We start from the raw sequence: 23,562 nt of genomic DNA, 5'->3' as shown, positions 1-23,562 counted from the left end.
TAAATTTCTCAGGGACCGCAGGGCACAGGTTGGCATTGGCACTCTGATAATCTTCATAGCGATGATTCTCGTGGCGGCGGTAGCAGCGGGCGTCCTGCTCAAGACGTCTGGTGGACTTCAGCAGAAGGCCACTGTGACGGGTGAGCAGGCCACAAAGGAGGTTTCGACTAATATAAAGGTGACCAACGTCGTAGGCTACAGCAACGACACCTCTAGCAGCAAGCAGATAAGGGCGATTATCCTCACGGCACAGCTTGCCTCCGGCAGCGGTGATGTGAAGTACAGCGACATAGTGCTCACCTACCAGGAGGGTAACACCTATGTCAGCGGTATCGCCTACAACAACACAAAGACGCTGAGCGCAAGCCTGTACTCTTACAACAGCACCACAGGAATTGCCACCGGTATAGAAAACGGCAATATCACTGCGGGCACAGACTATGACAAGGCGCAGTTCTACATTCGCAGACTCAAGGACAAGGATAGTAGCGGAAGTGAGAACACTGTTCTCGAACCCGGAGAGATAATAGAGATTCTCTACTGGATTGAGAAGAACGACGGCACAGACGTACCCCTTGATGCAGACGACGAGTTCATCATGACAGTACAGCCAAAGGCGGGCCAGACCACGACGATCAAGAAGACAGCACCAAGTGTTATCAACCAGAAGTATACCACAGAGTGGGGATAGAGAAAAATTACTTCCCTTCTCTATTTTTTTTATTTAATTTTCGAATTTCAAAAAATAACCTTTATAATTCTCATCCGGTCACAGTATAGGTGGGCGATAAAATGGGGCGTAAGTTGCGAGCTTGTTGTAAGGCCCAGGTGGGCATTGGCACGCTTATAATCTTTATAGCAATGATACTTGTTGCAGCAGTGGCGGCAGGTGTCCTTCTGCGCACCTCTGGTGGACTTCAGCAGAAGGCCACCGTGACGGGTGAGCAGGCCACAAAGGAGGTTTCGACTAACATAAAGATTATGGGTGTGATTGGCTACGTGAACGACACATCCGTGGAGGAGATAAACGCTGTGATATTGCGTGTACAACTAGCCGCAGGCAGTGGTGATGTAAGGTACAGTGATATAGTGCTCGGGTATCACTCTGGTAACAACTACATTGTGGGCATAAAATTCAACGGCACAGGGAGCAGCAATGCATCCAAGGGTATTATCAACCTCACAGAGGAGATTTCAAAGGCCGAGAACGTTGCTAGCGGTAATGATACCGATGTGTCCCAGTTTTACATAAGAAGGATAAAGGACAAGAATCCCCAGAACCCCAACGCTGTGCTGGAGCAGAGTGAGATAATTGAGATAGTATACTGGATTGAGGACACTACAGGCAGTGACCTGCCCATTTCACCTGGTCAGAAGTTTACAATAATCCTCCAGCCCAAGGCCGGTCAGACAACCAGTGTCAAGAAGACAGCACCCAGCTCTTTTGGCAAGAAGTACATCTCTGAGTGGGGCTAATCATGGCTGCGCAGGAGAAGCTTCTCTTTAAAGTAAAGGATGTCTACTTCTCAACTAATTTCAAAGAATGGAAGAAGACCGTCCTTGCATCGACAGATTTGAATGTGTGGATTAAGACAGATAAGGGCTGGAAAAAGATACCCAATGACCACGTGAGCATTTCTGAGATAAAGGATGCCTCCGCCGGTAACTCGGTTATGGTGATGGTCATTGACAACACCAGGACCTTTATAGGTGGCAGGAAGCCTAAGGTATATTCTTTATATAATGCTTTAATGAGTGTACTTCCCACCGCCAGCGACACTGTGGGCGCTATTAAATTTACCGACGCCAAAAGGCTGGTGCTCAAGGCACTTTACCATGGGGTGAGGAGACCTGAAAATATAATGCCCCTCGTCAAGCGTGACTACGATGAGATAGTGAGTATTCTGGATGAGTTCAAGCGGGAGGGTATATGTACAGAGGCCGGGATCCTCACAGAGAAGGGAAAACTCATCATGATGGAGGAGGGTTACAAGTGAACCTCACCGGTTTTGCCAAGGATGCATTGAAGGAGGTTGGAAATATAGGTTCCAGCCATTCTGCAAGCTCTCTCTCCGAGATACTGGGTGCGAAGGTGGAAATAACGCCACCGGTGATAGATGTAATCGCAGGGGAGGACGTGGTTGAATGTGTGGGTGAGGAGGGTGTGATTGTCAGTGCCTATACCTTTGGAGATGATATAACAGGTACCATCCTTCTCTTTTTCCCGATTAAGGGCGCAATGAGAGTGGGTTGTAGCATAGGAAACCCCGGCTCCGTCAAAGAGCTTGATGACGTGCTCCAGGAAGTGGGCAGGAAGATGGCGGGTTCTTTTGTGGAGGCGGTCTCTGACTTTTTTGGTGTGGAGGTGAAAATCTCATCTCCCGAGCTTGACTCTGGTAGAATTAGTTCAATTCAGGAGCTTTTTTCGGCTCTTGGTGTAGGTAATAATGGGGTGCTCTTCTTCAATACCGCCCTGCAGGATTCTGATTTCACCTACTGCCATCTGTTTTTCTATCTGAACGCTGAGGATATCCAGAGGATAATGAATGTTGAGCTTCAGGGATTTGAAGGCGAATCGCTGCCCTTCTCAGAGCTGCTGGGAGGCTTTGAGAAAGTATTTGAGGTTGAGGATAGGGTCAATGACTTCCTTGAAAATGTGAGGGTGCCGGTTGCTGCGAAGAGAGCATTTCTGCGCTCCTCCGCCAGGGGGGACTTTGAGGTCGACAGGCTGAAGGCTCTGCTTGAGAGGATGCTTGTGCAAGTTGGAATAGGTGAGAAGGTGTCTTTACATCTCGAAGCCCCGCTCACCTATCACCTGCGTGTGGAGGGCTGTCACATCTGCGCAATGGTGCCGGGTGGGGCATGCCACACGACTTCAACAGCGGTGGGCAGGTTCTTCATGGAGAACTTGGGCATAGGGGTTACCATAGAGGAGATTGAGTGCAGAAACTCTGGTGGTGATGCGTGTGTACATAGGATTGAGCTTGAGCAGATAGATGCCTTCTCAGCACTTCCAACGGCGAGCGATATTGTGCTTCTTGGTCTTCTTGAAAAGGGATATACGCAGCTTCAGGAGCTTGTGCAGAAAAGTGACCTGCCGAGAGAGGAGGTTAATGAGGCGCTGAAGGTGCTGGAGTACTATGGGATTGTGCAGAGCAAAGGCAAGGAGTTTGAGATGACACCTCTGGGTGAAGTGTTTCTAACATTTGCGAGAAATGCCTATCCCGCAAAGGAGGAGAACATCGAGGGCTGGGACGACATCGCAGAGATAGAAGCGAAGATAAAAAGCCGAAAGGAGCACGCATCAGAACCCGGAGAGAAAGCTCCCTGGGAGATGTAGCTCACTTTTTCCTGCCCCTGGGTATTCTGAGCACAAAGATACTTCCCTGCTTTTTCTGGAACACCCTGCCGGATTTGTCTTGGCACTCCACAAGGTTGTCCTCCACCCAGACCCTGCCATTGTGAAGTTCTGCGATGCGCTTCACAATTGCAAGCCCGAGCCCTGAGCCCAGGATGCCCTCCTTTTTACCCCTCACGAAACGCTCAAATATGCTCTTCTTATACCTGTCAGGGACACCTATACCCTGGTCCTTTACCATTATATTAAGGTGGTCTTCTTTCACTGTGACTTCCAGGGTTACCACATCACCGGGGTCACTGAACTTTATCGCATTTGAGAGCAGATTGACTACTGCCTCTTCCAGAAAGTGGCTGAAGTGTGCATTTATCCTGGAGGGGTACTTTTTCATGATACGAATTCCCTTCTCTTCAGCAGCAGGTGTCAGAGTATCCACCACCTCATCCAGCACCCTGGCGAGGTTTTCCTTATGGAAATCGAGTTCTTCGAGGCTATGCAGGAGGGCATACCTGGAGAAGGTGGAAACTATCTTCTCTATCCTGTTCACACTCTTGTTTATCAGCTCAATACCCTCCTCTCCAACACTGCCTGTGGAAACCACACTTTTAATGGCAGATAGGGGGTTTAGCAGGTCATGCCGCATTATGTCTGCGAAGGTATCTTTAAGTTGATTTGACCTTTCCACATGCTTAACATACTCCACAAGCTCGCGTATATACCTGCTTACCTTTTCCTCTGCCTCCGCCTCTCTGGTTATATCCCTGACAATTACAACCACACCTCTTTCAGGATTTTTCTTATCCAGGGGTCCCATGGACAGGCTTACAACCATCGGTTCCCTTGCAGGGGATGTCCATCCAGTTACCCTATCTTTAAGCACCCTGCCCTTTCTGGCTTCGCGGATAAGTTTTTCTCCCTCCTGCCGGAGTTCAGGCAGCCAGAGCTCAAGGAGAGGTCTTCCCCGAATTTTGCTGCTGAAGCTGAAAGAAGGGCTGCACATGGAGTAGACCACCTCCCCTTTAGAATTCAGAAGGAGTACCGCATCTGCCGACAGCTCAACTATCCTTTCCGCCAGCGTCCTGGGAATTTCCGGCATCGTCCCTCCCCACGAGAAACCCTGGAATCTGCTTAAGGGTTTCCAGCAAATCCGCCCTGTCAAAGGGTTTTGTTATGTAGTCAACTATATCTTCCACTTCCTCCCTGTCGATTGATTCGTAAAGTGGCTGAACTGTGAGCATGGCCACAGGCACGCGCTTCAGTCTCTTTCTTATCTCTCTGAGCACATCCCAGCCCGACATCTCCGGCATAAAGAGGTCGAGAAATATAAAGTCAGGAGTAAAAGTTTCGAGAATGGAGATGGCTTCCTGTCCAGAGTTAGCGGTAACTACCTCAAGACCCTCAGACTCCAGGAACTTTTTCACCAGGCGAGTTATCTCTTCCTCGTCGTCAACGACCAAGACTTTTTTCAAATTTTCACTCCTCCCAGTTATAAGTTTCTAACAGTAGCATTGTAATATTAACTACATCATTAAGCTAACCTCTGGATTACATAATTGTCCTATTAACCTAACTTTTTTATTAACTTAACTTTTCAGCATTCGAAACAGGGATTGATGCCTTTGTTCAGGTCTCGAAAAATAAACTTTATTTAGAATATTGAAAAGCATAGTGTTGGGGGTAATAAGAATGCGATACGACGCCTTTGAGATTGTGGAGGGTAGGATCGTCTATTACAGCGCCAGAGGTCAGACCATAACATATGAGCTGGAAGAACAAGTGTGCAGGTCACCTCTTTAAAACCAGGGATGAGTGGACCATGGGAAGAGGAGACTACATTACCCGGTATTCAGTAGCAGCATACTCGAACGTTGTTACCCGGAATGGCAGCGAACTCAGGGCGGGTTTTGAGGATAATAGCATGGGAATTGCCATAGCTGAGATAGACAGCAAGCAGCATATATGCTCGTGCAATGATGAGTTCCTGAGGCTTGTGGAGATGTCGATGGAAGACGTAATCGGCTCTTCCTGCAGGAAGGTGTTCCACTGCACAGCTTCATCGAACTCCTGTCCGGTTCTCGAGACCATTACCTCGGGTGAGCCCCGAGATGCAGTGGATGAGCACCCCTGCAATCACCTGCCGATGCCCTATATGTTTACCTTTTATCCACTCAAGGATTCTGAGGGAGATATAAAAAAAGTCCTCGTGGCAATAGTGGATTTTTCTGATGTAATAGGGCGGCTTAAATCAGAGCTGATAAGGTCATATTACAGGCTTCTCAATACCAACAGAAGGTTGAGGGACCTTGAAGGTGTTGCAAGCGACATCCTCGCCATTGTTTCCCATGAGCTTAAAACTCCTCTGACAATTTCCATGGGGTGTATAGACCTTGCGCTGGAGGAGGAGGATGCTGGGAAGAGGAAGGAACTCATGTTCATGGCAAAGAGAAACCTCCTGCGCCAGAACAGGATAATAGATGGGATGCTTGAGTTATCAAAGATTCGTCGTGGCGTTATGACCCTTGTGTTCAAGAGAAGGAACATATTGCCCCTGGTTCAGCAGGCTGTGAAGGAAAAGCTCCCCCTTGCCCTGCAGAATGGGGTGAGGGTTGAGATGGAGCTCCGTGAGCTCCCGGAGGTTGAAGTAGACCCTTCGTATTTAACATATGCCCTGGAGCAGATAATTGACAATGCCATAAAGTTTAACAGGCGAGGAGGATGGGTCCGGGTGAACACATCAGCAAGAGATGGGGTGGTGGAGATAGCAGTGGAGGATACAGGTATAGGCATCTCGGAAGAGAACATGGAAAGGATTTTTGAGCCCTTTTATCAGGAAGACTCCTCTACGTCGCGAAAGTATCCTGGAATAGGGCTGGGCTTAACACTTGCCAAGAAGATAATAGAGATTCACAGGGGCAGTATAAGGATTGAGAAGGGGCAGAGTGAGGGATGCAGGTTCAGTGTCATTCTTCCAGTAAACAGGAGGAGGTGAGGGCATGGCAAAGGTGCTGATTGTGGACGACGCAGCCTTTATGAGAATGGTGCTGAAGAATATTCTGGGGAAAAATGGACATCAGATAGTGGGCGAAGCTCAGAATGGCGCCGAAGGCTTTAAAAAATATACGGAACTCAAGCCAGACGTGGTGACCATGGACATAATAATGCCTGAAGTGAATGGAATAGAGGCGGTGCGGAAGATTGTATCACATGACCCAGAGGCGAAGATAGTTATGGTAAGTGCCCTTGGACAGGAGGCGATGGTTAGGGAGGCGCTTGAAGCAGGGGCAAGGGATTTTATTGTAAAGCCCTTCAAGGAGAACAAGGTGCTTGAGGTAATTGACAAGCTCTGCTAGCTTCAAGACAAGGGGAGGGGTCCATGGAGAGCTACAAGGACGTGTTTATAAGCGAGTCGATGGAACATCTGAATTCTCTGACTCAGGGGCTTCTGGAGCTGGAGAAGGGCAACCAGGAGGTTATAGGGGAGATATTCAGGGCGGCGCATACCCTCAAGGGCATGTCCGCCACGATGGGTTATGAGGGCATTGCCAGGATAACTCATGATATGGAAAACCTTCTCGATGCGCTCAGGAATGGTGAAGTTGAAATAACCTCCGAGGTTATAGATGTTCTATTTGAGGCGGTGGACATACTTGAATCGGCGCTGGATTCGCTCTCCAGCAGCGATGAGGAGAATATCAATGCAGAGGAGGTCAGCCGGAAGCTGGGTAAATTTACAGGCACGGGGGAGAAAGAGAGAGGTACAGTGGAGAGGAAGGGAAAGGTGGAGAAGCCGGGTGAGGGTGTTAAGAGGATTGATATAGAGCTGGACAAGGACTGCACCCTTAAGTCTGTCAGGGCGTATATGGCCTTCAGAGAACTCAAGGAGCTGGGAGAGGTTGTAAAGTGCATCCCTGATGAGGAGAAACTGGAAGACGGCGACTTCGACCATAGTTTCTCAATATTTTTAAAGACTAGCGCGAACGATGAGGAGATAAGGGCTCGTCTTAAAAAAGTGAGTGAGCTGAGCAGCCTTAAGATTCATTCAGGTGAGGCGTCGTCTGCAAAAGAGGATAAAGCAAAGAGCGGGGGAGATATAAAGAGTGTGCAGACGGTGCGCGTGCCAATAGAGCGCCTGGATGCTCTGATGAACCTGGTTGGGGAGCTTGTGATAAGTAAGAGCCGGCTCTTCCAGATTAAAAAGAAGTATGCAATTGATGAGCTGAATGAAACCCTGACATACATCGACAAGCTCACCACCAGCCTGCAGGAAGAGGTGCAGGAGATGCGGATGGTGGAGGTGAGGTACGTCTTTGACAGGTTCCCAAGGATGGTCCGGGACCTTGCCAAGAAGGAGGGCAAGCAGGTTGATTTTGTGATTAAGGGCAAGGATATAGAGCTTGACCGTACAGTGCTCGACGAGATAGGCGACCCCCTGGTGCATCTCCTGAGGAACTGCATAGACCACGGCATAGAGGCACCGGAGGAGAGGGTGAGAAATGGAAAGGATGAGAAGGGAAGGGTTCAGCTCAGGGCGAGAAGGGTCAAGGACCACGTTGAGATAATCGTAGAGGATGACGGACGCGGTATAGACCCTGAGAAGATAAAGAGAATCGCCGTGGAGAAGGGGATGTTCAGCGAGAACGAAGCAGAAAAGATGTCGGATGAAGAGGCAAGGATGCTGATATTTACCCCTGGCTTCAGCTCTGCCCGAGAGGTAACAGATATCTCAGGCAGAGGCGTTGGGCTGGATGTGGTGAGGAACAAGATACTCGCCCTCGGGGGTACGGTGAAGCTGGAATCAGAGGTGGACAGGGGCACCAGATTTGTGCTCAAGCTGCCTCTCACGCTGGCGATAACAAAGGCGCTGCTCATATCTGCGGGTGGAAGGATATACGCGATCCCCCTGAACAATGTGAATGAGATTCTGAATGTCAGAGCAGGGGATGTAAGCAGTGTAATGGGGCAGGATGTTATTCAGCTCAGAGGTAAGATTGTGCCTGTTTTTGATCTTCTCTCTCTTTTCGGCAAGGCCGAAATAGCCAACAATAAGCCCAATCACCCTGTTGTAATAGTGGAGAAGGGAGGCAACCTTATAGGCCTCGCGGTTGATGAGCTCATAGGACAGCAGGAGATAGTGATAAAGAGCCTGGATGGAAAGCTGAGAAATGTGCACGGGTTTGCAGGCTCCACCATAATGGGCGATGGCAGGGTCTCGCTAATTCTTGACATAGCATCTCTGGAGGTTTGAGAATGGTAAAGGTAGCTTCGTTAACCCAGCTGGAGAGGGACATGCTTCTTGAAGTGGGGAGTATGGGCGCAAGTCACGCCGCAAATTCCCTTGCAGATATGACAAATACAAAGGTGGAGATAGATGTACCCGCGCTTGAGATTAAGCCAGTGGAAGAGCTGCTTGCCACTGAGGGCGTGGAGGAACTTGTTGCGGGGGTATATGTGGAGCTTCATGGCGATATAGATGGGGTTATACTGATGCTCCTCGACATAACTTCTGCGCTGGAGCTTGTGGCCCAGATAACAGGCATGCCCCCTGAATCAGAGGAGCTCTCTGATATGGAGGTGTCTGTTATACAGGAGGTGGGCAACATAATGGCCTCTCACTTCTCAAATGCACTTTCTGACTTTCTGGAGCTGAAGATATTGCCAGCGCCGCCCGCTCTGGCGGTTGACATGGGCATGGCCATTCTGGACTTTATTATGGTTGAGCAGGCGCAGAAGACGGATGATGCGATACTGTTCAAAACCAGATTTATGTTCCACCAGAAGCACATAGCCGGGAAAATATTCCTGATGCCAGAGCCCGAGTCTCTTGACAGGATAATTTCCCTTTTGAGGGAGAAGGTGGGGATGGTTGCTTGAGGGCGACAGAACCGGTAATTGTTGTGGGTATTGCAGATTTGAAGGTGGCGACAGAGCCAGCGAAGCTTGTGAGTATTGGGCTCGGCTCGTGCGTGGGGGTTGCTCTCTTCGATTCTTCATCAAAGGTGGGTTCCCTGGCTCATGTGATGCTGCCCAGCAGCAGGAATTTTCGTCCCATAAAGAACAAGGCGAAGTATGTGGATACCGCCATTCCGATGGCGATTGATAAGATGCTGGACCTCGGAGCAGCAAAACCCAGAATTGTTGCAAAGATAGCAGGTGGGGCCAAGATGTTCTCTTTTAAGTCAGATGATTATATCGGAAAGAAAAATGTTCTTGCAGTGAAGAATGTCCTTAGTGATGAAAATATAAAGATAGTTGCCGAGGATACGGGTGGAAGTGCCGGGAGAACCCTGGAATTTGACACCTCTTCCGGCAGACTTCTGGTGAAAACCGCAAAAAGAGGATTCAGGGAACTATAGACTACCAGTTTTTGCAGTATCCACCCAGGGGTAGAGGCTCCTCAAGCACAAAGGTGCGTTCACATGCGGTGCAGCGTATCTTCTGCACCTTGCCGCCGTTGGGAGTTATAATAAACTCCATCGACCCGCAAACAGGACAGCTCCACATTTTAACACCTTCTTTCAAATTGTCAATAATAATAGATATATATTTAGTTTCGAAAAACGAAAAAAGGTGTGAAAGTTCCTGCTCTATTTTTTCTCTCTGCTTCACTTCCCGAAAAATAACCTTTAAATAGATAGAAAAAGGGGGTTATTATAACATGGGGGGATGTAAATAATCCAGACCGCGCTAGATGACGTGTTAATAAAGGAACTTGAAGGCTATATAAAAAGGAAGAACAAGGTAGTCTGGAGCCTGTACTGGTCAATGACGGCGACTGTGGGTATGCTTATCATGCTGATGCCCGTAAATCTTGTGGTAAACAGGGAGGGCACCCTGGCAACCTGGTTCATACTTTACGTGGCCTTCGCTGCCATCGCCCTTATATCCTACGGTGCCATCCTGAAGGGCAGGATGAATGTTAGCGATCCGATACCTGTACAGAGGAAGATTTCGCAGCCTGTGCTGGGCGAGGTTCACAGCATAAACCTTCCCAGCGAAGATATAGAACTCCTCTACAGTCTGAAAGAACTGGAGGAGTGGTTCAGGAGGTCGAGTGTTCAGAATTTCAAAAATCCTGCAATAGCAGCAAAGGAAATTGAAAGATGGTATCGACTGGGAGTGCTCAAAGAGATAAACATAAGAAATATGAGAAGAAGAATTAAGGAGCTGGAGAGGGAGCTGAAATCCACCAAAAAGGAAGTTGAAATTCTCAGAATGGAACACCCGGTCAATCAGGTAAGTGTGCAGAGAGAGGGGATAAAAATTGATGCTTGAATTGCTTAGCATAGGACTGGTTCTCGGATTGAAGGATAAGAAGATAGACCTTGGCGAGCTGAATGAGAGTGCGCTGGAGGATGAAGACTCAGAGCTGCCGCCCTTTGGAGAGGTGGTGAAAACAGACAGCGACAGCGAGGATATTCCTCCCTTCATGTCCGAGATGGACGACGGCGATGCACCGCCCTTCGGAGATAGTCCTCCTGAGCAGAGTTTTGAGCCCTCTCCTTCTGTGTCCCAGGAAGCCATTTCTCAGGTTGAAGAGAGGATTTCAGAGGTAAGCGATGCAGTGGCAAAGATTGAAAACCTCGTCAGCGGTTTTGATGAAAGGATTTCAAAGATCGAGAGCAGCATGGAGGGTTTGCTTTCTGTTTATGAGCTTGTGACCAATGAGATAAACCCCTTCATAGGGTATCAAAATGGTGCTGATACAGGGAATGGCAACGACCATGAAAAGGACAGAGAGAAGAAGGCTGTGGTGTCAGCCACTTCAGGAGGGCAGATGCTCAAGGAGCGCGTTGTGGAGAGGGGGGTGATTGAGATAAAGCCGAGTGATGAGGTGGTGAAACTCACCCAGATAAACAACGACCCCAACTCGCTGCTCCTCCTCTTCAAGTGGCTGGACTTTCTTATAAAGAAGGTGGGCTACCAGGGAATGATAAAAACTCTGCTCTTCTATGAGGAGGTTGGATGGCTGACGCGGGAGGTCAGGGACCATATACTGAAGTATTCCCGCGACCTCAGTGGTACGAAGGCATCCAGGGGTAAGCGAAAGCTAACTACCCTCGACCACATCATCTCCCTCTTCTTCATAATCAAGCTCCAGGGAATGGACGTAAGCCCCACCATATACTCGGAGGTGATAGGCCAGCTTGATGAGTCGGAGCTTGTGGGATAGGGGGTGGTGGAGCTGGGATTTGCCACTGCCGCGGCCTTTCTTATAATCTTTATGGTGGGCATAACTGCGGCTGTGGAGCTTCTCAGCACCGCCGAAGGTTATCTGACAACACTCGCAGATGGCATTGGCGAGCAGTCAAAAAGGGATATGGAGGTGTTGAGTACCAGTATAGAGATTGTGAATGTAAGTACGAGCGGCGGAAAAAATCTGATCTACGTGGAGAACACAGGGAGCACCACCCTTGACCCTGACTATGTCTCCCTCGCCATAGATGGTGTGTGGCTCGCGAGCGATGCTTTCAGCATATCTGCCCTGGGGTATTTCAATGTGAGCTATGTCAACAAGACCTACCTGGTCAAGGGTGCGTATCACGACAGTCTCTCAACCCCTCCCCTGACCCTCACAACCCAGGACGACACGCAGGTATACAATCCCTCTACCCCCCAGCCTGACCAGCTCTATGGCATTGTTGGCTGGTTCAACATAACAATGGCGGTGAAGGAGTTTGTTGTTACCAATACCTCTCAAAGCTTCTACTGGAAGCCTGAGGATGTGATACAAATCACAACCCTGCGCAGTATACAGAGCAGCGTGAAGGTGATTGTTAAGAATGGCGTCTGGGATGAATACCGCGTGGGCGAGACAAAGGCACATACCCATGTGCTGCCGGCTGATAACTATGACTATGTGTGGGATTAGCCATGTCAGAGTCTTTGCCTTCGGTTATCCTCTTCATAGGGGTTGTGCTTGTGACAGCAAGTCTGGTTGCAGGTTTCAATATGCAGATATTCCAGATGGAGAGCAGTGCTCTTGCAAAGAATTCGGAGCTTGAGGAGAAGCTTGTTGGAGAAATAAAGGTGGTGCATGTGAATGCAGAGGGGAACAACCTCTCGGTCTATGTGGAGAATATGGGCGCAATACCCCTCAGCGTAAACCAGAGCAAGGTGAGGATAAACGGGGAGTGGGTGGTACCAGCCTCAATAGAGGTGATAAATCCAAGAGGTAGCGAGCTATGGGGTCTGAATGAGGTGGTGGAGGTAAACCTTACAGTCAGCCTGCTCCAGGGCTGGAACTACGTGGCAGTGCTCAACGGAAATCTCTGGACTCCTGAGTACAGGTTTAAAGTGGGGTAGCGGGAGATGGGATTCAGCACCACGGCTGCACATGCAATCTTCTTCATCGCTGCAGTTATAATCGCCGCTGGCGTGGCTGATGTAGTCAGCGACGCTTCACAGGTGGTCAAGACAGGAATCTCCCAGAAATCTTCCTTACTCTCTGAAAGGCTGAATACCGAGATAGATATAATTCACGTTTATCCCGGAAGCGACAACACTTCTGTCTACATTCTGAACGCAGGAAATACGGTGTTAACCAAAGACAGCGTTATAATATTCCTCGATGGCAAGAGGGTCGCCATCAGGGGCACGCAGATAATCAACAGGAGCACAAATATTCAGAATTCTCTGTGGGACCCCTATGAGGTTCTTGAGGTGAATATAACACAGCTTTCTTCAGGGCGCTATGCGGTAAAAGCTCTGGTAAAAATGGATGTATGGGACGAATATTACTTCAATGTTTAGTCGATTTTCAGAATAGGAAAAAAAATGTTTATATAATATAGCTACCAGATTCAAATGGGGGATAATGCCGGTGATTTCAAGAGACAACCGAGCACAGATTGGTATTGGAACACTGATAGTGTTTATAGCGATGGTAATGGTGGCTGCAATCACTGCAGGTGTACTCCTCAAGACCACCGGCACACTTCAGTCAAAAGCCAGAGCCACCGGCGAGGAGGCAACAAAGGAGGTCTCGACGAATGTCAAGATAGTCGACCTGACCGGTTATGCCTATGCCAATAAGACCTGGAACAACGGCGGCCCAAACATAACAAAGATAATAGTGCTGGCAACTCTCGCGCCGGGGAGCTCTGAAATAAGCTATGACGACATAATTTTGAACTACTACTCCGGGAATGTGTACATAAGTGGAATAAAGCACAACTCGACCATTACCAACAATCTCGCCCTTGCAGAGGACAGCACAAACAGCAGCTCTGGCATAGCAAATGGAGTGGCTGATTTTTATGTTGTGCCGGTGTTTGAACAGAATAAGAACAATGTGCTCGAGAAGGGCGAGTACCTTGAGTTGCACTTCTGGATAGAGAATAAGGGTAAAGCATATCCCCTTGAAGGAAGTAAGGAGTTCACACTGACAATACTTCCTGTTGGCGGGACAATGAGCGAAATCTCCAGGGTTTCACCCAGCGGCATTCGCTCAGTTTATGTGAGAAACTGGGTGTAGCTCCAGAGTGTTGCCAAAAACAATGAATTTAATTTTTTCTGCCTTTAACTACTGGAAGCTTTGAAAAGGGAGTTGGTCAGCACAAACTTGCTGAAAAAGCAGGGTCTGGTATTTAAGCCATTGCCTCAATTGAAAAGATACACTATCACAATGTAATAGTAACGTTACATTGCTATTTACAATAATCCCAGTATGATGATTACTGAATATATCTTTTATATGCCGAGGTAATGTAAAGGAGAAATATGGGAAGTAAGAAGCATGGGTAAAGATATTTTTAAACCAGCTCTGGAAGTCCTCTCAGATAAAGACACTGGGATATATGGACCCTTTTCCTTTCAAGATTATTTGAAAGAGAATAATTTACCGCCAGTACGAACCGCTCCAGTAATTTCTATTGATACTTATGAGCTTCTTTCTCCTGAACTGAAATTAAATGACACAATGGTGCTACGCTTAGGCTCAGCTCCAAATGGTACAGGTACCCAATTCGCACTGGTGAAGGTTAAGGGCCGTCTTAGAGATTTCTTTTTATTTGACGGAGAAATATTTACCGACAAAGAAGGCTTGACATTCTTACCAACCGTGAGTATGCGCCAGCTTTTTGGATACAATCTGCTACCCGTTTTTACCGAAACATCACTTGTCAACCTTGGGCTAGCTTCGGGATTGATTAGTTATGCCTTAGGCTTAGAGGATGATGAGATACCTCTGGCACCAGCTACTGGCAGGTCTACCTTTACCTTCAAGTTAAAGGCTTTCTCAAATTTTCCAGTTGAATTAACCCATAACAACGGACAGGTAGAAATAGATGCATTATTTGTGGGAAAAAGAGCGGGCAAGGAGACACTTTTTATAATTGAAGCAAAAAGTAGAAATAATTATAGTTCACTTGCTAAACATAAACTTGCGTATCCAATCTTGGCTTTAGCAAAAAATGTGCCTATAGACATGCCTATTATCCCTGTGTATGTTAAGGTCTCTAAGGAGTCTGATGGCATCCACTACCATGTGGTGGAATGTGAATTTCCTGATCCAAGAATAGAACTTAGAGCTATTGATGAACTTGAGGCCAAAAGGTATTCGCACCTTATTTTGCCTTTGATGAGTATAAAACGGGGTTAAAAATGAATAGAGGAAAAAGATCTGTTGTTGAAGTTACTAGTAATCTATTTTCAAAACAATGCAGTAAATGATTGGAATCAGGTAAAAACCTGCTTCATCGTCTCGATTATATCTCCCTTGGTGAAGGGCTTGACCACATAATCCACAAGTGCGAAGATGCCCTCCTTCTCCAGGGTCTCCTTTGTCAGGGGCTGGGCGGTGAGCATCGCAGTCGGGATGTCTCGAAGCTCCTCCCTCTTCTTAATCTCCCTCAGGGTTTCCCAGCCGTCCATACCCGGCATCTGAATGTCTATGAAAATGTATGCTGGCCTCTCATTCTCAAGTATCTGCAGACACTCCTCACCGCTCCTTGCGCCAATAACAGTGAAGCCCTCTGGAGTTAAGATGTTCTTCATGGCCTGGATGATTATATCATCATCGTCCACCACCATTATCTTCATCTCAATCCCCTCGCGATCAGTGTGAGTATCTTCTCCTGAGCCTGTATATACTCCCTTATCTGTCTCTCAATGTACTCGTATGCCAGATCCGTGGGAACATACAGCTTTGTCTTGTTATCCGACTTTATAACCGTCCTCAGGTACCCCTCCTTCTCCAGTGAGTAGAGAATTGGATACACCGTTCCCTGGCTCAGAAGCACATTGAAGTTGTGTACAAGGCTTTTGATTATGTCAAACCCGCACATGGGCTGCTGCTTCAGGAGGGAGAGTATTATGATTTTAAGAGACTTTTTGACGTTTTGCTCCATCATCTTTGAGGATATGACCTCAATTCTCGGTATATGCACAGGTTTTGGCTGCTGGAAAAAGGCTATTGAGGTCTCTCCCTTTTCTGTTGTTATCATCACCCTGTCGTGAAGCCTTGTCAGACTGTTGACAGCCTCCTGCCTGAGAAAATTCATGTTGTATGAGCTTATTGAGGCCACGGGAACCTCACCATTCGTGCTGTGAAGCTTTTTTTCAAGCTCAATAACCTCCCCCATTATCTCATCTCTCACCCTCCCGAAGTCGATCTTCAGGTGGATGCCCTCATACCCGTTATCCTTTGCATAGTCCCTGAGTTCCCCGAAATCAGAATAGAAAGCATCCAGGTCTTCTTCCTTCAGCATTTTTATATTTCCTCTTATAAGTTCTATCTCATGAAATGCATCACCTGAAAAGTCCTTCATCTGAAATCTGTCATGTTCTTTGGGAAATGCATAGATACAAAGCCTGTTTCTGTCCATACCTGCCTGAAAAAATGACTTTGTCACATAGTAACGTCGCTCTTCCCGTGAGTCATAGAGATAAAGGTCATTCCCCTTATCGTAGAAGTCGTTAAGGATATAGATTGGCCCATTCTTCTTTATATTCTTGGTCTTTCTCACACTTACAACCTCCTTCTTCCGAAGGGGTATGGAAATCTAGTCCTTAGAGCTTGCAATAGCCTGTATCCGAGTTTCTTCTTCCAGGTATTTGTCCTGGATGTACCACTCAGCATATCCACAATCCATGCAGGCATATATCTCGAATTCTTTGGAGCCAGTAAGAGCCTTTATCATAGAATATTTGGTATCTTTCATGAATGTACTGGGGAATACCTCCTGGTGCCCCCTTTCTATATTCATGCTGTTGCACTTTGGACAGCGAAGAGATAACTTCATAACCCACTCCCCCCTTTGCTTTTTGAGTAATTCCTACTGTACGAGCTTACATAAACTTTGCTTTTCAGCTTTCGAAACTTACGCCATAAGTCTCCTCTTATAAACAGCACCGCCGTCCCCCCGGCAAAACCTCTTTATCTCCATGCCCACCGCTTCGCCCCTATACCACCTTTGCTTCCTGTGGATCATATGGAGATTATTGTTAGCAATTATGATATATAAATCTTGTGGATTGGTTTTTATAATGCCCCCTTTTGTTGAACATAGATTCACATAAGTTCCTGATTATGCGATACTCAAAAATCAGTGGACATAACCCAGTTTCTTTAGGAACCTCTCCATTTCTTCTCTGAACTCGCTCTCAAGACAGAGGGTTATGGTGCTTTTAATCCAGTCCAGCTTGTTGCCTATATCGAAGACCTTACCCGGGTAGATGTAGCCCACCACGCGCTCGTCCTCCTGAATTAACCTGCGAATTGCGTCGGTGAGCTGAATTTCACCGCCGTAGCCGCGCTCACCCTGCGCAAGATAGGTGAAGACCTTGCTGCTCAGAACATACCTGCCGGTAATTGCGAGATTTGAGGGCGCCTCCTCCATCGAGGGCTTCTCCACCACATCTGCGATTTCATAGGCGCCATTGCCTAAGCTTTTGCCCAGCTGAGCAATGCCGTACTTGCTGACCTCCTGCCTTGGCACTTCCTGCAGGGCGATTACACTGGCGCGGTAGCGTTTGTGCAGCTCCAGCATGTCTTTCAGGCAGCTGGGCATTGTTATCACATCACCCAGAAGCACCGCAAAGTAGGCGTTGCCCACAAACTCTCTTGCGCAAAGTACCGCATGCCCCAGACCGAGAGCTTCCTTCTGGCGGATATAGGTTATGTTCGCAAGCTCACTTATCTTCCTTATCTCCTCAAGGTACTCCTGCTTACCCGCCTTTTCGAGGAACTGTTCCAGCTCAGGTGAACGGTCGAAGTGGTCCTCAATGGCACGCTTCCCCCTGCCCGTGATTATCAGAAGGTTGTCTATGCCTGCGTCGAGTGCCTCTTCAACCACATACTGGATTACTGGTTTGTCAAAAACGGGCAGCATCTCCTTCGGCTGGGCCTTTGTGATTGGCAGAAAGCGCGTCCCATGGCCTGCGGCCGGGATTATCGCCTTGAGTTTTGCCCCTCTGCCCTCATATTTTTCAAACACAGCTATAAACTTCAGAACCTCGTCGCCTGGGTTTATGACCTGATGGAAGGTGTCCTTGGGCACCGTAAATATGTCGCCCGCCCTGGCATCATACATCTCCTCTCCCAGCTTGATCCTGCCCCTCCCGCTGAGGAAGTGATACACCTCCTCGCTGTCCTCGTGGTAGTGTCCCGACGTGGCCTTGCCCGGGAAGAGCTTCGTAAGGGATAGCACTAGGTCCTCCATCTCTATGTCATACACCTCGTAGCGCTCATCCCTCTTCACAAGCTTTCCCTTTTTCTCAAGCTCCTCTGCATTCAGACGCATAGCAGCACCGCATAATCTTAATTCAGAATGCCTTATAATCTTTGCGCTATAAGCCTCAGCCTCTTTATGCATTCGCTACCTAGGGGTCCAAGCTCAGATTCTGCCGCAAGAAGGTAATAGCAGGTGGAAATCCTCCTGCCGCAGCGAATGCATTGTGCATCGCACTCCAGGCGTTTAACCTCCGGATAGCGTTTACCTTGGCCTAGGACCCGTTCTCTGATTATCAGTCTGCCGCCCTCCCTCTTAACCAGGCCCCTCTTCTCAGCTGTGGTGATGGCTCTCCTCACAAGCTCTGGCACAGTTGTCACAAGCTGCACAATCTCCACAGCCTCCTTTACACTTATGCTCTCTGCACCCACACTGGTGAGAAGCATGAGCGCCTGCTCCACCTTTTTCTCACCGCTTTTCGGCTCGGCCATCCTAACCTTTATATTCTCCCTGCCCTTAATAAAATAACCTCTTAATATAGCGAGGGATTCTCATGATAGCACCTGCATCTCGAAGATTTGACCTCAGAGGACTTGAGGAGGAGATTCAGAAGTTCTGGGAAGAGCACAGGATTTATGAAAAGAGCAAAGAGGCGCTCGAGGGTAAGCCCAAGTACTACTTCCTGGATGGTCCGCCCTATGCCAGCGGAGCGATTCATCTGGGCACCGCCTGGAATAAGATAATGAAGGATGCAATACTGCGCTACCTTGCGATGCGCGGCTACAATGTACGCCGCCAGCCTGGCTGGGACTGCCATGGTTTGCCCATCGAGGTGAAGGTAGAGAAAGAGATGGGAATAAAGAACAAGCGGGAGATTGAGGAGAATGTTGAAGCCTTCATCGAGGCGTGCAGAAACTGGGCTCTGCGCCACGTGGATATAATGACCTCCCAGTTCAGGCGTCTAGGCGTGTGGATGGACTGGGAAGCGCCGTATATGACGCTGAAGGATGAGTACATCGAGGCGGCGTGGTGGACAATAAAGCGCGCCCATGAAAAGGGTCTTCTCACCCGCGACCTGCGCGTTGTAACCTGGTGCCCGCGCTGCGAGACCGCCCTCGCCGAGGCTGAAATAGAGTACAGTGAGCGCACTGACCCGAGCATCTATGTCAGGTTTCCTGTCGTTGGAGCTGAGAATGAGTACCTGCTCATCTGGACCACCACGCCCTGGACGCTTATAGGCAACCTGGCAGTAGCCGTACATCCCGACTTCGACTACGTTAAGGTGGAGACCAAGCAGGGGAGGCTCATAGTGGCGAAGGAGCTTGTTGATCTGCTCGAAGACAAATTCGGGCTCAACTATACCGTGGTTGAGGAGCTTAAGGGCAGGGAGCTTGAAGGGCTTCGCTACGAGAACCCGCTGAAGGACTACATAAAGGTGGAGGCGCCTGAGAGTGCCTACAGGGTTATTCTGGCTGATTTCGTAACTCTCGGGGAGGGTACCGGTTTGGTGCACTGCGCCCCGGGACACGGCCCGGAGGACTTCGAGGCGGCGAAGCGCTATGGGATACCCGCGATATGCCCGGTAAATGAGAGCGGGAAGTTTACCGAGATAGCCGGCAAGTACACCGGCTACAGAACAAAAAAGGATGACAGGGTAATTATTCAGGATTTGAGCAAGAAGGGTGCTCTGCTAAAGGCGGAGCACATTACGCATCGCTACGGTCACTGCTGGCGCTGCAAGTCGCCGATAATCTACCGCGCAACAGAGCAGTGGTTTGTTGCGATTACAGAGCTCAAGGAAAAGATGCTCAGCGAGATAGAGCGCGTCGACTGGATTCCCGAGTGGGCAGGAAGTGCCCGCTTTAAGGACTGGATTTCCAATGCCAAGGACTGGACCATCTCAAGGCAGCGCTACTGGGGGATACCTCTCCCGCTGTGGCAGTGCAACAGCTGCGGGAACATTGTGGTTATTGCCTCAAAGGCCGAGCTGGAGGAGCGTGCCGGCGAGGTAAAGGAACTTCACCGTCCCTACGTGGATGTGAGCTTTGCGTGCGAATGCGGAGGGGAGATGCGCAGGGTGAGCGACGTGCTGGATGTGTGGTTCGACTCGGGCGTCGCAGGCTGGGCGTCGCTGGGCTATCCCGCAAAGGAAGAGCCCTTCCGCTCCCTCTACCCTGTGGACTTTATAACAGAGGGGCACGACCAGACTCGTGGATGGTTCTACTCCCAGCTGGGCTGCGGTTTGCTCGCCTTCGATGAGGTGCCCTATCGCAGGGTGCTCATGCACGGCTTCACCCTGGACGAGAAGGGGGAGAAGATGAGCAAGAGTCTGGGCAACGTGGTAACGCCCGAGGAGGTTATAGAGCGTTTCTCCGCAGACGTACTCCGCTTCTATGTGCTCTGGGCAAACAAACCCTGGGAGGACCTGCGCTTCAACTGGGAGGAGGTCAAGGTTGTGGCGAAGATGTTCAACATCCTCTGGAATGTCTACGTCTTTGCCACCACCTACATGAGCCTCGACGGTTTTACGCCGGAGAAGATTCCGCGGGACCTGCAAAAGCACTGCCGCAGCGAGGACAGGTGGATTCTCTCCAGGATGAACTCAGTTATTAAGGAGGTCAACGAGGCCTTCGACACACTGCACCTCTACAAGGCCACCCGCACCCTGAACGAGTTTGTGGTTGAGGACCTGAGCAGGTGGTACATCACACTTGTTAGGCCGCGGACCTGGGAGGAGAGGGAGAGTATAGACAAGCTTGTGGCCTATTCTGTGCTTTACCGCATTCTCTGCAGCCTCGCGAAGCTTCTCGCACCGATAGCGCCGCACGTTAGTGAAGAGGTTTACCAGAACCTGGTGGCGGGCTTCAATATAGGCGTGGAGAGTGTTCACCTCGAAAGGTTTCCCACGCCCCGGGAAGAGTACATAGACCGCGAACTTGAGGATGATATGCGTGTTGCGCGGGGTGCAGTCGAGGCATCTGCGAGCGCCAGGGAGAGGCTTGGCGTAAAACGGCGATGGCCAGTGCGCAGGCTGATATTCTCTCCTTCCAGCGAGAAGGCGGCGAGGTCGGCGAAGCACCTTGAGGAGCTGATAAAAAGGCAGGCCAACACTCTTGAGCTGGTAATTCTCCCACCGGGGGAGGAGCCTGCTGAGGTTGAGCTTGTGGCAGAGCCGAACTTCGCGGCGCTTGGACCGGAGTTTAAGGCTCTTGCGAAGGATGTGGCTGAGGCTATAAAGAGAGAGGACGCAAGGAAGCTTTACGCCGGTGTGGAAAAGGGCTACCCGCTTACAGTAAAGGGGGAGGAGGTGCTCATCAATGAAAAGCATGTGGAGTTCAGGAAGCAACTGCCAGAGAATATGGCGAAGGCGAGCTTTGAACACGGCGAGGTTTACATAGACGCCACGAAGACAAGGGAGATTCTGGAACTGGGCTATGCCCGCGAGGTGGTGCGCAGGATACAGGAGATGCGCAAGGAGCTTGACCTGGCGGTTGACGCATGGATATCCACGAGGGTGAGCATCGCCGACGGGGAAATCGTCGACTACCTGGAAGCGCAGCGCGGGTACATTGCGAGGGAGACGCGCTCCAAGGAGCTAAGAATAGGCGAAGAGCTTGCCCACGAGGGCTACGAAAAGACCTGGAAAATCGCAGGAAAGGAGTTTAAAATTTCGATTCGTGAGGTGGAGTGAGGCGATTTAAAGTAGCTATGGGATAATCTTCAAGTCCGGGACTTTTTGAAAATCTTCATCGAAGGTGGCTATTTTATTCACCCCATAATATCTACAACAGGCGACTATGAGTGAATCATTTGGTAAAAGACCGAAATCATGAAAGCCTTATAGAATCCATAATAATTTCTTGGTTCAAAAAGATTCTTCAATCTATGAGACATTTAGGCATACTCTTCAAGTTTGGATGCAGTTATTTTTCCCTTGTATCCACCGATTCCTGAGAATAAATTTACCATTCGCAGTATATCTTTCTTATTGGTTATTTTAACCCTGCCTTTCACACCTAATACATGATTGGTGCTAGGTCTTGGGCAGCCGTTATGAACTCTCCAAATTCTTTTTTGGGTTGGAGTCCATAGAAATATCATAGGCGCCGTTAACTTTGTATTAAAATGATAGCAATTTAATGCGGTGGTATAAATGGGCGTTACAATAACCACAAGGGTGCCTGATGAGATGGACAGGGAGATTGTCCGCATCGCCAGGGAGGAGAAGCTGGACAAGTCGGCAGTCATAAGACGTCTCCTCAGCGAGGCCATAGAGAGGTGGCGAATAGAGAGGGCTCTGAAGGAATACAGGGAGGGGAACATAACCCTCGCAAGGGCGGCGCGAATGGCAGGAGTATCTCTGAGAAAGATGATGCGGATTGCAGCTGAGGCGGGAGTACCCTTTCAGTACTCTGTGGAGGAGCTCAGAAGGGACTACGAGGCTGCCAGAGAATGATTGTGAGCAACTCCACTCCGCTTATATACCTTGCTAGGCTGAACAAGCTATACCTGCTCAGGGAATTCTTCGCTGAGGTTTACATTCCGCGGGAAGTTTACAGGGAAGTGGTGGTGAGAGGTAAGGAGGAAGGTTATGCGGATGCTCTGCTGGTGGAGGAAGCGATTAAAGAGGGCTGGATACGCGTGGAGAACGCTCCTCTGATGAAGAAGCTTTTAGATTACGGCATCGACAGGGGTGAGGCTGAGGCGATATCCCTCGCCCTGAAGCTGAAATGCAGGCAGGTACTTATCGACCAGAGTCATGCAAGGCTTGCCGCAGAAGTCGTCGGGCTCACGCCCAGGGGGACTCTGTTTGTGCTGCTGAAAGCATTGAGAGAGGGGACCATGACCTTTGAGGGATACCTTGAGCATCTCGAGGCACTGGTGAGGGTCAACTTCAGGATGAGTGATGAGGTTTACATAGAGGCGGTGAGGCTTGGCAGGAAGCTGGCGGAAAAGTAGCTACCTCTCCAGCACCAGAAACATCTCCACTGCAAACACGAGGAAGGCTATCGCAAGAGGCACGGCGAAGATGCTGAGCACCGGCATAAGGCTGCTGAAGGCGAAGAGCGCCAGAGAGATGTTCAGGGTTATGAAGAGCGCCTTTGCAAGGCTTTTGTTGTACAGATCCTGAATGAGAGGCACGCCTTCCTGCCCCACCTTCGTGCTGTACTTCTCAAGCCAGGTGAGCATGGGCAGGATGTGGTACATCGCCCCCACTATGGTTAAGCCCACCCAGCCCGCCAGGATTAGATGCACATGGGTGAAGCTCCCCGGGAAGCCAAGCGTTGCACTCGTAAAGCCGGCAGTGACGCCTGCGACGCCAAAGGCCAGGGCATAGGCCATGAATCTGGCGCTTATATCTGTCTCAACCTCTGGGCCATGGGCCTTGCTGAAGTATGTTCGCGTGAGGTTGTAGGCAAAGAGGTAGAAGCCCACCAGGAAGAGCAGTGAGGAGAGGATGAAGAGGCTGCCCCGCTCGGGAAAGCCAAGGAACATGCCCACCGCGGCGATATTGGCAATGAAGAAGTGGGCCTC

At 49.3% G+C, this 23,562-nt stretch carries 27 protein-coding genes and 2 pseudogenes; 19 read left to right on the top strand and 10 right to left on the bottom strand.

The features are described from left to right. The first annotated feature begins 34 nt into the window (after nt 1–34). The 4 genes from ACXJJW_RS07720 (at nt 35) to ACXJJW_RS07705 (ending at nt 3,340) form a co-directional block, all read left to right on the top strand. Nucleotides 35–691, top strand: a complete 657-nt coding sequence (locus ACXJJW_RS07720; RefSeq protein ID WP_456475160.1) for a flagellin — start codon at nt 35–37, stop codon at nt 689–691. A gap of 89 nt (nt 692–780) precedes the next feature. Beyond that, nucleotides 781–1,476 (top strand): flagellin, encoded by a 696-nt coding sequence (locus ACXJJW_RS07715; RefSeq protein WP_456475159.1) that lies wholly within the window; start codon nt 781–783, stop codon nt 1,474–1,476. Between the two features lie 2 nt (nt 1,477–1,478). Continuing rightward, nucleotides 1,479–1,997 carry a hypothetical protein gene (locus ACXJJW_RS07710; protein ID WP_456475158.1) on the top strand — a complete coding sequence of 173 codons (519 nt, stop codon included), beginning with the start codon at nt 1,479–1,481 and terminating at the stop codon, nt 1,995–1,997. Next, nucleotides 1,994–3,340, top strand: coding sequence for a chemotaxis protein CheC (locus ACXJJW_RS07705; protein WP_456475157.1), 1,347 nt, complete (start codon nt 1,994–1,996; stop codon nt 3,338–3,340). Before ACXJJW_RS07710 ends, ACXJJW_RS07705 begins: the two co-directional genes overlap by 4 nt. Nucleotide 3,341: 1 nt before the next feature. Here the strand turns inward: ACXJJW_RS07705 and ACXJJW_RS07700 are convergent, their stop codons facing one another. Beyond that, the gene (locus ACXJJW_RS07700; RefSeq protein ID WP_456475156.1) at nt 3,342–4,454 is read right to left on the bottom strand and encodes a PAS domain-containing sensor histidine kinase; all 1,113 of its coding nucleotides are present in this window, start codon (nt 4,452–4,454) and stop codon (nt 3,342–3,344) included. Beyond that, nucleotides 4,414–4,827 (bottom strand): response regulator transcription factor, encoded by a 414-nt coding sequence (locus tag ACXJJW_RS07695; RefSeq protein WP_456475155.1) that lies wholly within the window; start codon nt 4,825–4,827, stop codon nt 4,414–4,416. Before ACXJJW_RS07695 ends, ACXJJW_RS07700 begins: the two co-directional genes overlap by 41 nt. Nucleotides 4,828–5,117: 290 nt before the next feature. On the opposite strand from ACXJJW_RS07695, the gene ACXJJW_RS07690 reads away from it, so the two are divergent. Genes ACXJJW_RS07690 through ACXJJW_RS07670 form a run of 5 tightly spaced genes read left to right on the top strand, consistent with a single transcriptional unit; the run spans nt 5,118 to nt 9,711 of the window. Further along, a complete protein-coding gene (locus ACXJJW_RS07690) occupies nt 5,118–6,347 on the top strand; it encodes a PAS domain-containing sensor histidine kinase (RefSeq protein WP_456475154.1) in 1,230 nt (409 codons plus the stop codon). Between the two features lie 4 nt (nt 6,348–6,351). Next, entirely contained in the window at nt 6,352–6,708 is a 357-nt protein-coding gene (locus tag ACXJJW_RS07685; protein ID WP_456475153.1) for a response regulator, read from the top strand. A 23-nt stretch (nt 6,709–6,731) separates the two neighbouring features. Beyond that, a complete protein-coding gene (locus ACXJJW_RS07680) occupies nt 6,732–8,603 on the top strand; it encodes a chemotaxis protein CheA (RefSeq protein WP_456475152.1) in 1,872 nt (623 codons plus the stop codon). 2 nt (nt 8,604–8,605) lie between these two features. Then, nucleotides 8,606–9,229 (top strand): chemotaxis protein CheC, encoded by a 624-nt coding sequence (locus tag ACXJJW_RS07675; RefSeq protein ID WP_456475151.1) that lies wholly within the window; start codon nt 8,606–8,608, stop codon nt 9,227–9,229. Further along, nucleotides 9,226–9,711 carry a chemotaxis protein CheD gene (locus ACXJJW_RS07670; RefSeq protein ID WP_456475150.1) on the top strand — a complete coding sequence of 162 codons (486 nt, stop codon included), beginning with the start codon at nt 9,226–9,228 and terminating at the stop codon, nt 9,709–9,711. Before ACXJJW_RS07675 ends, ACXJJW_RS07670 begins: the two co-directional genes overlap by 4 nt. Nucleotide 9,712: 1 nt before the next feature. On the opposite strand, the gene ACXJJW_RS07665 is transcribed toward ACXJJW_RS07670, so the two are convergent. Beyond that, nucleotides 9,713–9,859, bottom strand: a complete 147-nt coding sequence (locus ACXJJW_RS07665) for a hypothetical protein (protein WP_456475149.1) — start codon at nt 9,857–9,859, stop codon at nt 9,713–9,715. Between the two features lie 192 nt (nt 9,860–10,051). On the opposite strand from ACXJJW_RS07665, the gene ACXJJW_RS07660 reads away from it, so the two are divergent. The 7 genes from ACXJJW_RS07660 (at nt 10,052) to ACXJJW_RS07630 (ending at nt 14,957) form a co-directional block, all read left to right on the top strand. Continuing rightward, nucleotides 10,052–10,630, top strand: a complete 579-nt coding sequence (locus ACXJJW_RS07660; protein ID WP_456475148.1) for a hypothetical protein — start codon at nt 10,052–10,054, stop codon at nt 10,628–10,630. Next, a complete protein-coding gene (locus ACXJJW_RS07655) occupies nt 10,623–11,528 on the top strand; it encodes a FlaD/FlaE family flagellar protein (RefSeq protein WP_456475147.1) in 906 nt (301 codons plus the stop codon). Before ACXJJW_RS07660 ends, ACXJJW_RS07655 begins: the two co-directional genes overlap by 8 nt. Nucleotides 11,529–11,534: 6 nt before the next feature. Further along, complete coding sequence (locus ACXJJW_RS07650; RefSeq protein WP_456475146.1) at nt 11,535–12,227, top strand: hypothetical protein; 693 nt, start codon at nt 11,535–11,537, stop codon at nt 12,225–12,227. Between the two features lie 2 nt (nt 12,228–12,229). Beyond that, complete coding sequence (locus ACXJJW_RS07645; protein ID WP_456475145.1) at nt 12,230–12,661, top strand: hypothetical protein; 432 nt, start codon at nt 12,230–12,232, stop codon at nt 12,659–12,661. A 6-nt stretch (nt 12,662–12,667) separates the two neighbouring features. After that, nucleotides 12,668–13,108, top strand: a complete 441-nt coding sequence (locus ACXJJW_RS07640) for an archaellin family protein (protein WP_456475144.1) — start codon at nt 12,668–12,670, stop codon at nt 13,106–13,108. Nucleotides 13,109–13,172: 64 nt separating this feature from the next. Then, nucleotides 13,173–13,832 carry a flagellin gene (locus ACXJJW_RS07635; RefSeq protein ID WP_456475143.1) on the top strand — a complete coding sequence of 220 codons (660 nt, stop codon included), beginning with the start codon at nt 13,173–13,175 and terminating at the stop codon, nt 13,830–13,832. Between the two features lie 261 nt (nt 13,833–14,093). Then, nucleotides 14,094–14,957 carry a DUF6997 domain-containing protein gene (locus ACXJJW_RS07630; RefSeq protein ID WP_456475142.1) on the top strand — a complete coding sequence of 288 codons (864 nt, stop codon included), beginning with the start codon at nt 14,094–14,096 and terminating at the stop codon, nt 14,955–14,957. A gap of 77 nt (nt 14,958–15,034) precedes the next feature. Here ACXJJW_RS07630 and ACXJJW_RS07625 read toward each other — a convergent pair whose 3' ends face one another. The 5 genes from ACXJJW_RS07625 to ACXJJW_RS07605 all read right to left on the bottom strand — a co-directional run bounded on the left by ACXJJW_RS07625 (nt 15,035) and on the right by ACXJJW_RS07605 (nt 18,518). Next, nucleotides 15,035–15,397, bottom strand: coding sequence for a response regulator (locus ACXJJW_RS07625; protein ID WP_456475141.1), 363 nt, complete (start codon nt 15,395–15,397; stop codon nt 15,035–15,037). Beyond that, nucleotides 15,394–16,323, bottom strand: coding sequence for a helix-turn-helix transcriptional regulator (locus tag ACXJJW_RS07620; RefSeq protein WP_456475140.1), 930 nt, complete (start codon nt 16,321–16,323; stop codon nt 15,394–15,396). Before ACXJJW_RS07620 ends, ACXJJW_RS07625 begins: the two co-directional genes overlap by 4 nt. Nucleotides 16,324–16,359: 36 nt before the next feature. Beyond that, the gene (locus tag ACXJJW_RS07615) at nt 16,360–16,563 is read right to left on the bottom strand and encodes a hypothetical protein (RefSeq protein ID WP_456475139.1); all 204 of its coding nucleotides are present in this window, start codon (nt 16,561–16,563) and stop codon (nt 16,360–16,362) included. Nucleotides 16,564–16,902: 339 nt separating this feature from the next. Beyond that, nucleotides 16,903–18,099, bottom strand: coding sequence for a UTP--glucose-1-phosphate uridylyltransferase GalU (gene galU / locus ACXJJW_RS07610; RefSeq protein ID WP_456475138.1), 1,197 nt, complete (start codon nt 18,097–18,099; stop codon nt 16,903–16,905). Between the two features lie 32 nt (nt 18,100–18,131). After that, nucleotides 18,132–18,518 (bottom strand): DUF5830 family protein, encoded by a 387-nt coding sequence (locus ACXJJW_RS07605; protein WP_456475137.1) that lies wholly within the window; start codon nt 18,516–18,518, stop codon nt 18,132–18,134. Nucleotides 18,519–18,580: 62 nt separating this feature from the next. Between ACXJJW_RS07605 and ileS the strand changes: the two genes are divergently transcribed. Beyond that, a complete protein-coding gene (gene ileS / locus ACXJJW_RS07600; RefSeq protein WP_456475136.1) occupies nt 18,581–21,718 on the top strand; it encodes an isoleucine--tRNA ligase in 3,138 nt (1,045 codons plus the stop codon). Between the two features lie 15 nt (nt 21,719–21,733). Here the strand turns inward: ileS and ACXJJW_RS07595 are convergent. Beyond that, nucleotides 21,734–21,841: pseudogene (locus ACXJJW_RS07595) on the bottom strand (PIN domain-containing protein); the annotation flags it as partial. Nucleotides 21,842–22,180: 339 nt separating this feature from the next. Here ACXJJW_RS07595 and ACXJJW_RS07590 point away from each other — a divergent pair. Together ACXJJW_RS07590 and ACXJJW_RS07585 are read left to right on the top strand one after the other, a co-directional pair. Then, complete coding sequence (locus tag ACXJJW_RS07590; protein WP_456475135.1) at nt 22,181–22,483, top strand: UPF0175 family protein; 303 nt, start codon at nt 22,181–22,183, stop codon at nt 22,481–22,483. Continuing rightward, entirely contained in the window at nt 22,480–22,986 is a 507-nt protein-coding gene (locus ACXJJW_RS07585; protein ID WP_456475134.1) for a PIN domain-containing protein, read from the top strand. The genes ACXJJW_RS07590 and ACXJJW_RS07585 overlap by 4 nt, the downstream gene beginning before the upstream one ends. Here ACXJJW_RS07585 and ACXJJW_RS07580 read toward each other — a convergent pair. Beyond that, nucleotides 22,987–23,562, bottom strand: a pseudogene (locus ACXJJW_RS07580) (hypothetical protein); the annotation flags it as partial.

This window comes from Candidatus Pyrohabitans sp. (assembly GCF_054014795.1).
The sequence above is the reverse complement of the archived record's forward strand: the minus strand, read 5'-3'. Positions and strand labels throughout refer to the sequence as shown.

Coding starts and splice junctions, on each gene's coding strand:
- ACXJJW_RS07655 (WP_456475147.1), top strand. CDS start 10,623: ATGCTTGAATTGCTTAGCATAGGACTGGTTCTCGGATTGAAGGATAAG.
- ACXJJW_RS07645 (WP_456475145.1), top strand. CDS start 12,230: ATGTCAGAGTCTTTGCCTTCGGTTATCCTCTTCATAGGGGTTGTGCTT.
- ACXJJW_RS07605 (WP_456475137.1), bottom strand. CDS start 18,518: ATGGCCGAGCCGAAAAGCGGTGAGAAAAAGGTGGAGCAGGCGCTCATG.
- ACXJJW_RS07675 (WP_456475151.1), top strand. CDS start 8,606: ATGGTAAAGGTAGCTTCGTTAACCCAGCTGGAGAGGGACATGCTTCTT.
- ACXJJW_RS07615 (WP_456475139.1), bottom strand. CDS start 16,563: ATGAATATAGAAAGGGGGCACCAGGAGGTATTCCCCAGTACATTCATG.
- galU (WP_456475138.1), bottom strand. CDS start 18,099: ATGCGTCTGAATGCAGAGGAGCTTGAGAAAAAGGGAAAGCTTGTGAAG.
- ACXJJW_RS07640 (WP_456475144.1), top strand. CDS start 12,668: ATGGGATTCAGCACCACGGCTGCACATGCAATCTTCTTCATCGCTGCA.
- ACXJJW_RS07710 (WP_456475158.1), top strand. CDS start 1,479: ATGGCTGCGCAGGAGAAGCTTCTCTTTAAAGTAAAGGATGTCTACTTC.
- ACXJJW_RS07680 (WP_456475152.1), top strand. CDS start 6,732: ATGGAGAGCTACAAGGACGTGTTTATAAGCGAGTCGATGGAACATCTG.
- ileS (WP_456475136.1), top strand. CDS start 18,581: ATGATAGCACCTGCATCTCGAAGATTTGACCTCAGAGGACTTGAGGAG.
- ACXJJW_RS07690 (WP_456475154.1), top strand. CDS start 5,118: ATGAGCTGGAAGAACAAGTGTGCAGGTCACCTCTTTAAAACCAGGGAT.
- ACXJJW_RS07630 (WP_456475142.1), top strand. CDS start 14,094: ATGGGTAAAGATATTTTTAAACCAGCTCTGGAAGTCCTCTCAGATAAA.
- ACXJJW_RS07585 (WP_456475134.1), top strand. CDS start 22,480: ATGATTGTGAGCAACTCCACTCCGCTTATATACCTTGCTAGGCTGAAC.
- ACXJJW_RS07700 (WP_456475156.1), bottom strand. CDS start 4,454: ATGCCGGAAATTCCCAGGACGCTGGCGGAAAGGATAGTTGAGCTGTCG.
- ACXJJW_RS07625 (WP_456475141.1), bottom strand. CDS start 15,397: ATGAAGATAATGGTGGTGGACGATGATGATATAATCATCCAGGCCATG.
- ACXJJW_RS07685 (WP_456475153.1), top strand. CDS start 6,352: ATGGCAAAGGTGCTGATTGTGGACGACGCAGCCTTTATGAGAATGGTG.
- ACXJJW_RS07665 (WP_456475149.1), bottom strand. CDS start 9,859: ATGTGGAGCTGTCCTGTTTGCGGGTCGATGGAGTTTATTATAACTCCC.
- ACXJJW_RS07635 (WP_456475143.1), top strand. CDS start 13,173: ATGCCGGTGATTTCAAGAGACAACCGAGCACAGATTGGTATTGGAACA.
- ACXJJW_RS07590 (WP_456475135.1), top strand. CDS start 22,181: ATGGGCGTTACAATAACCACAAGGGTGCCTGATGAGATGGACAGGGAG.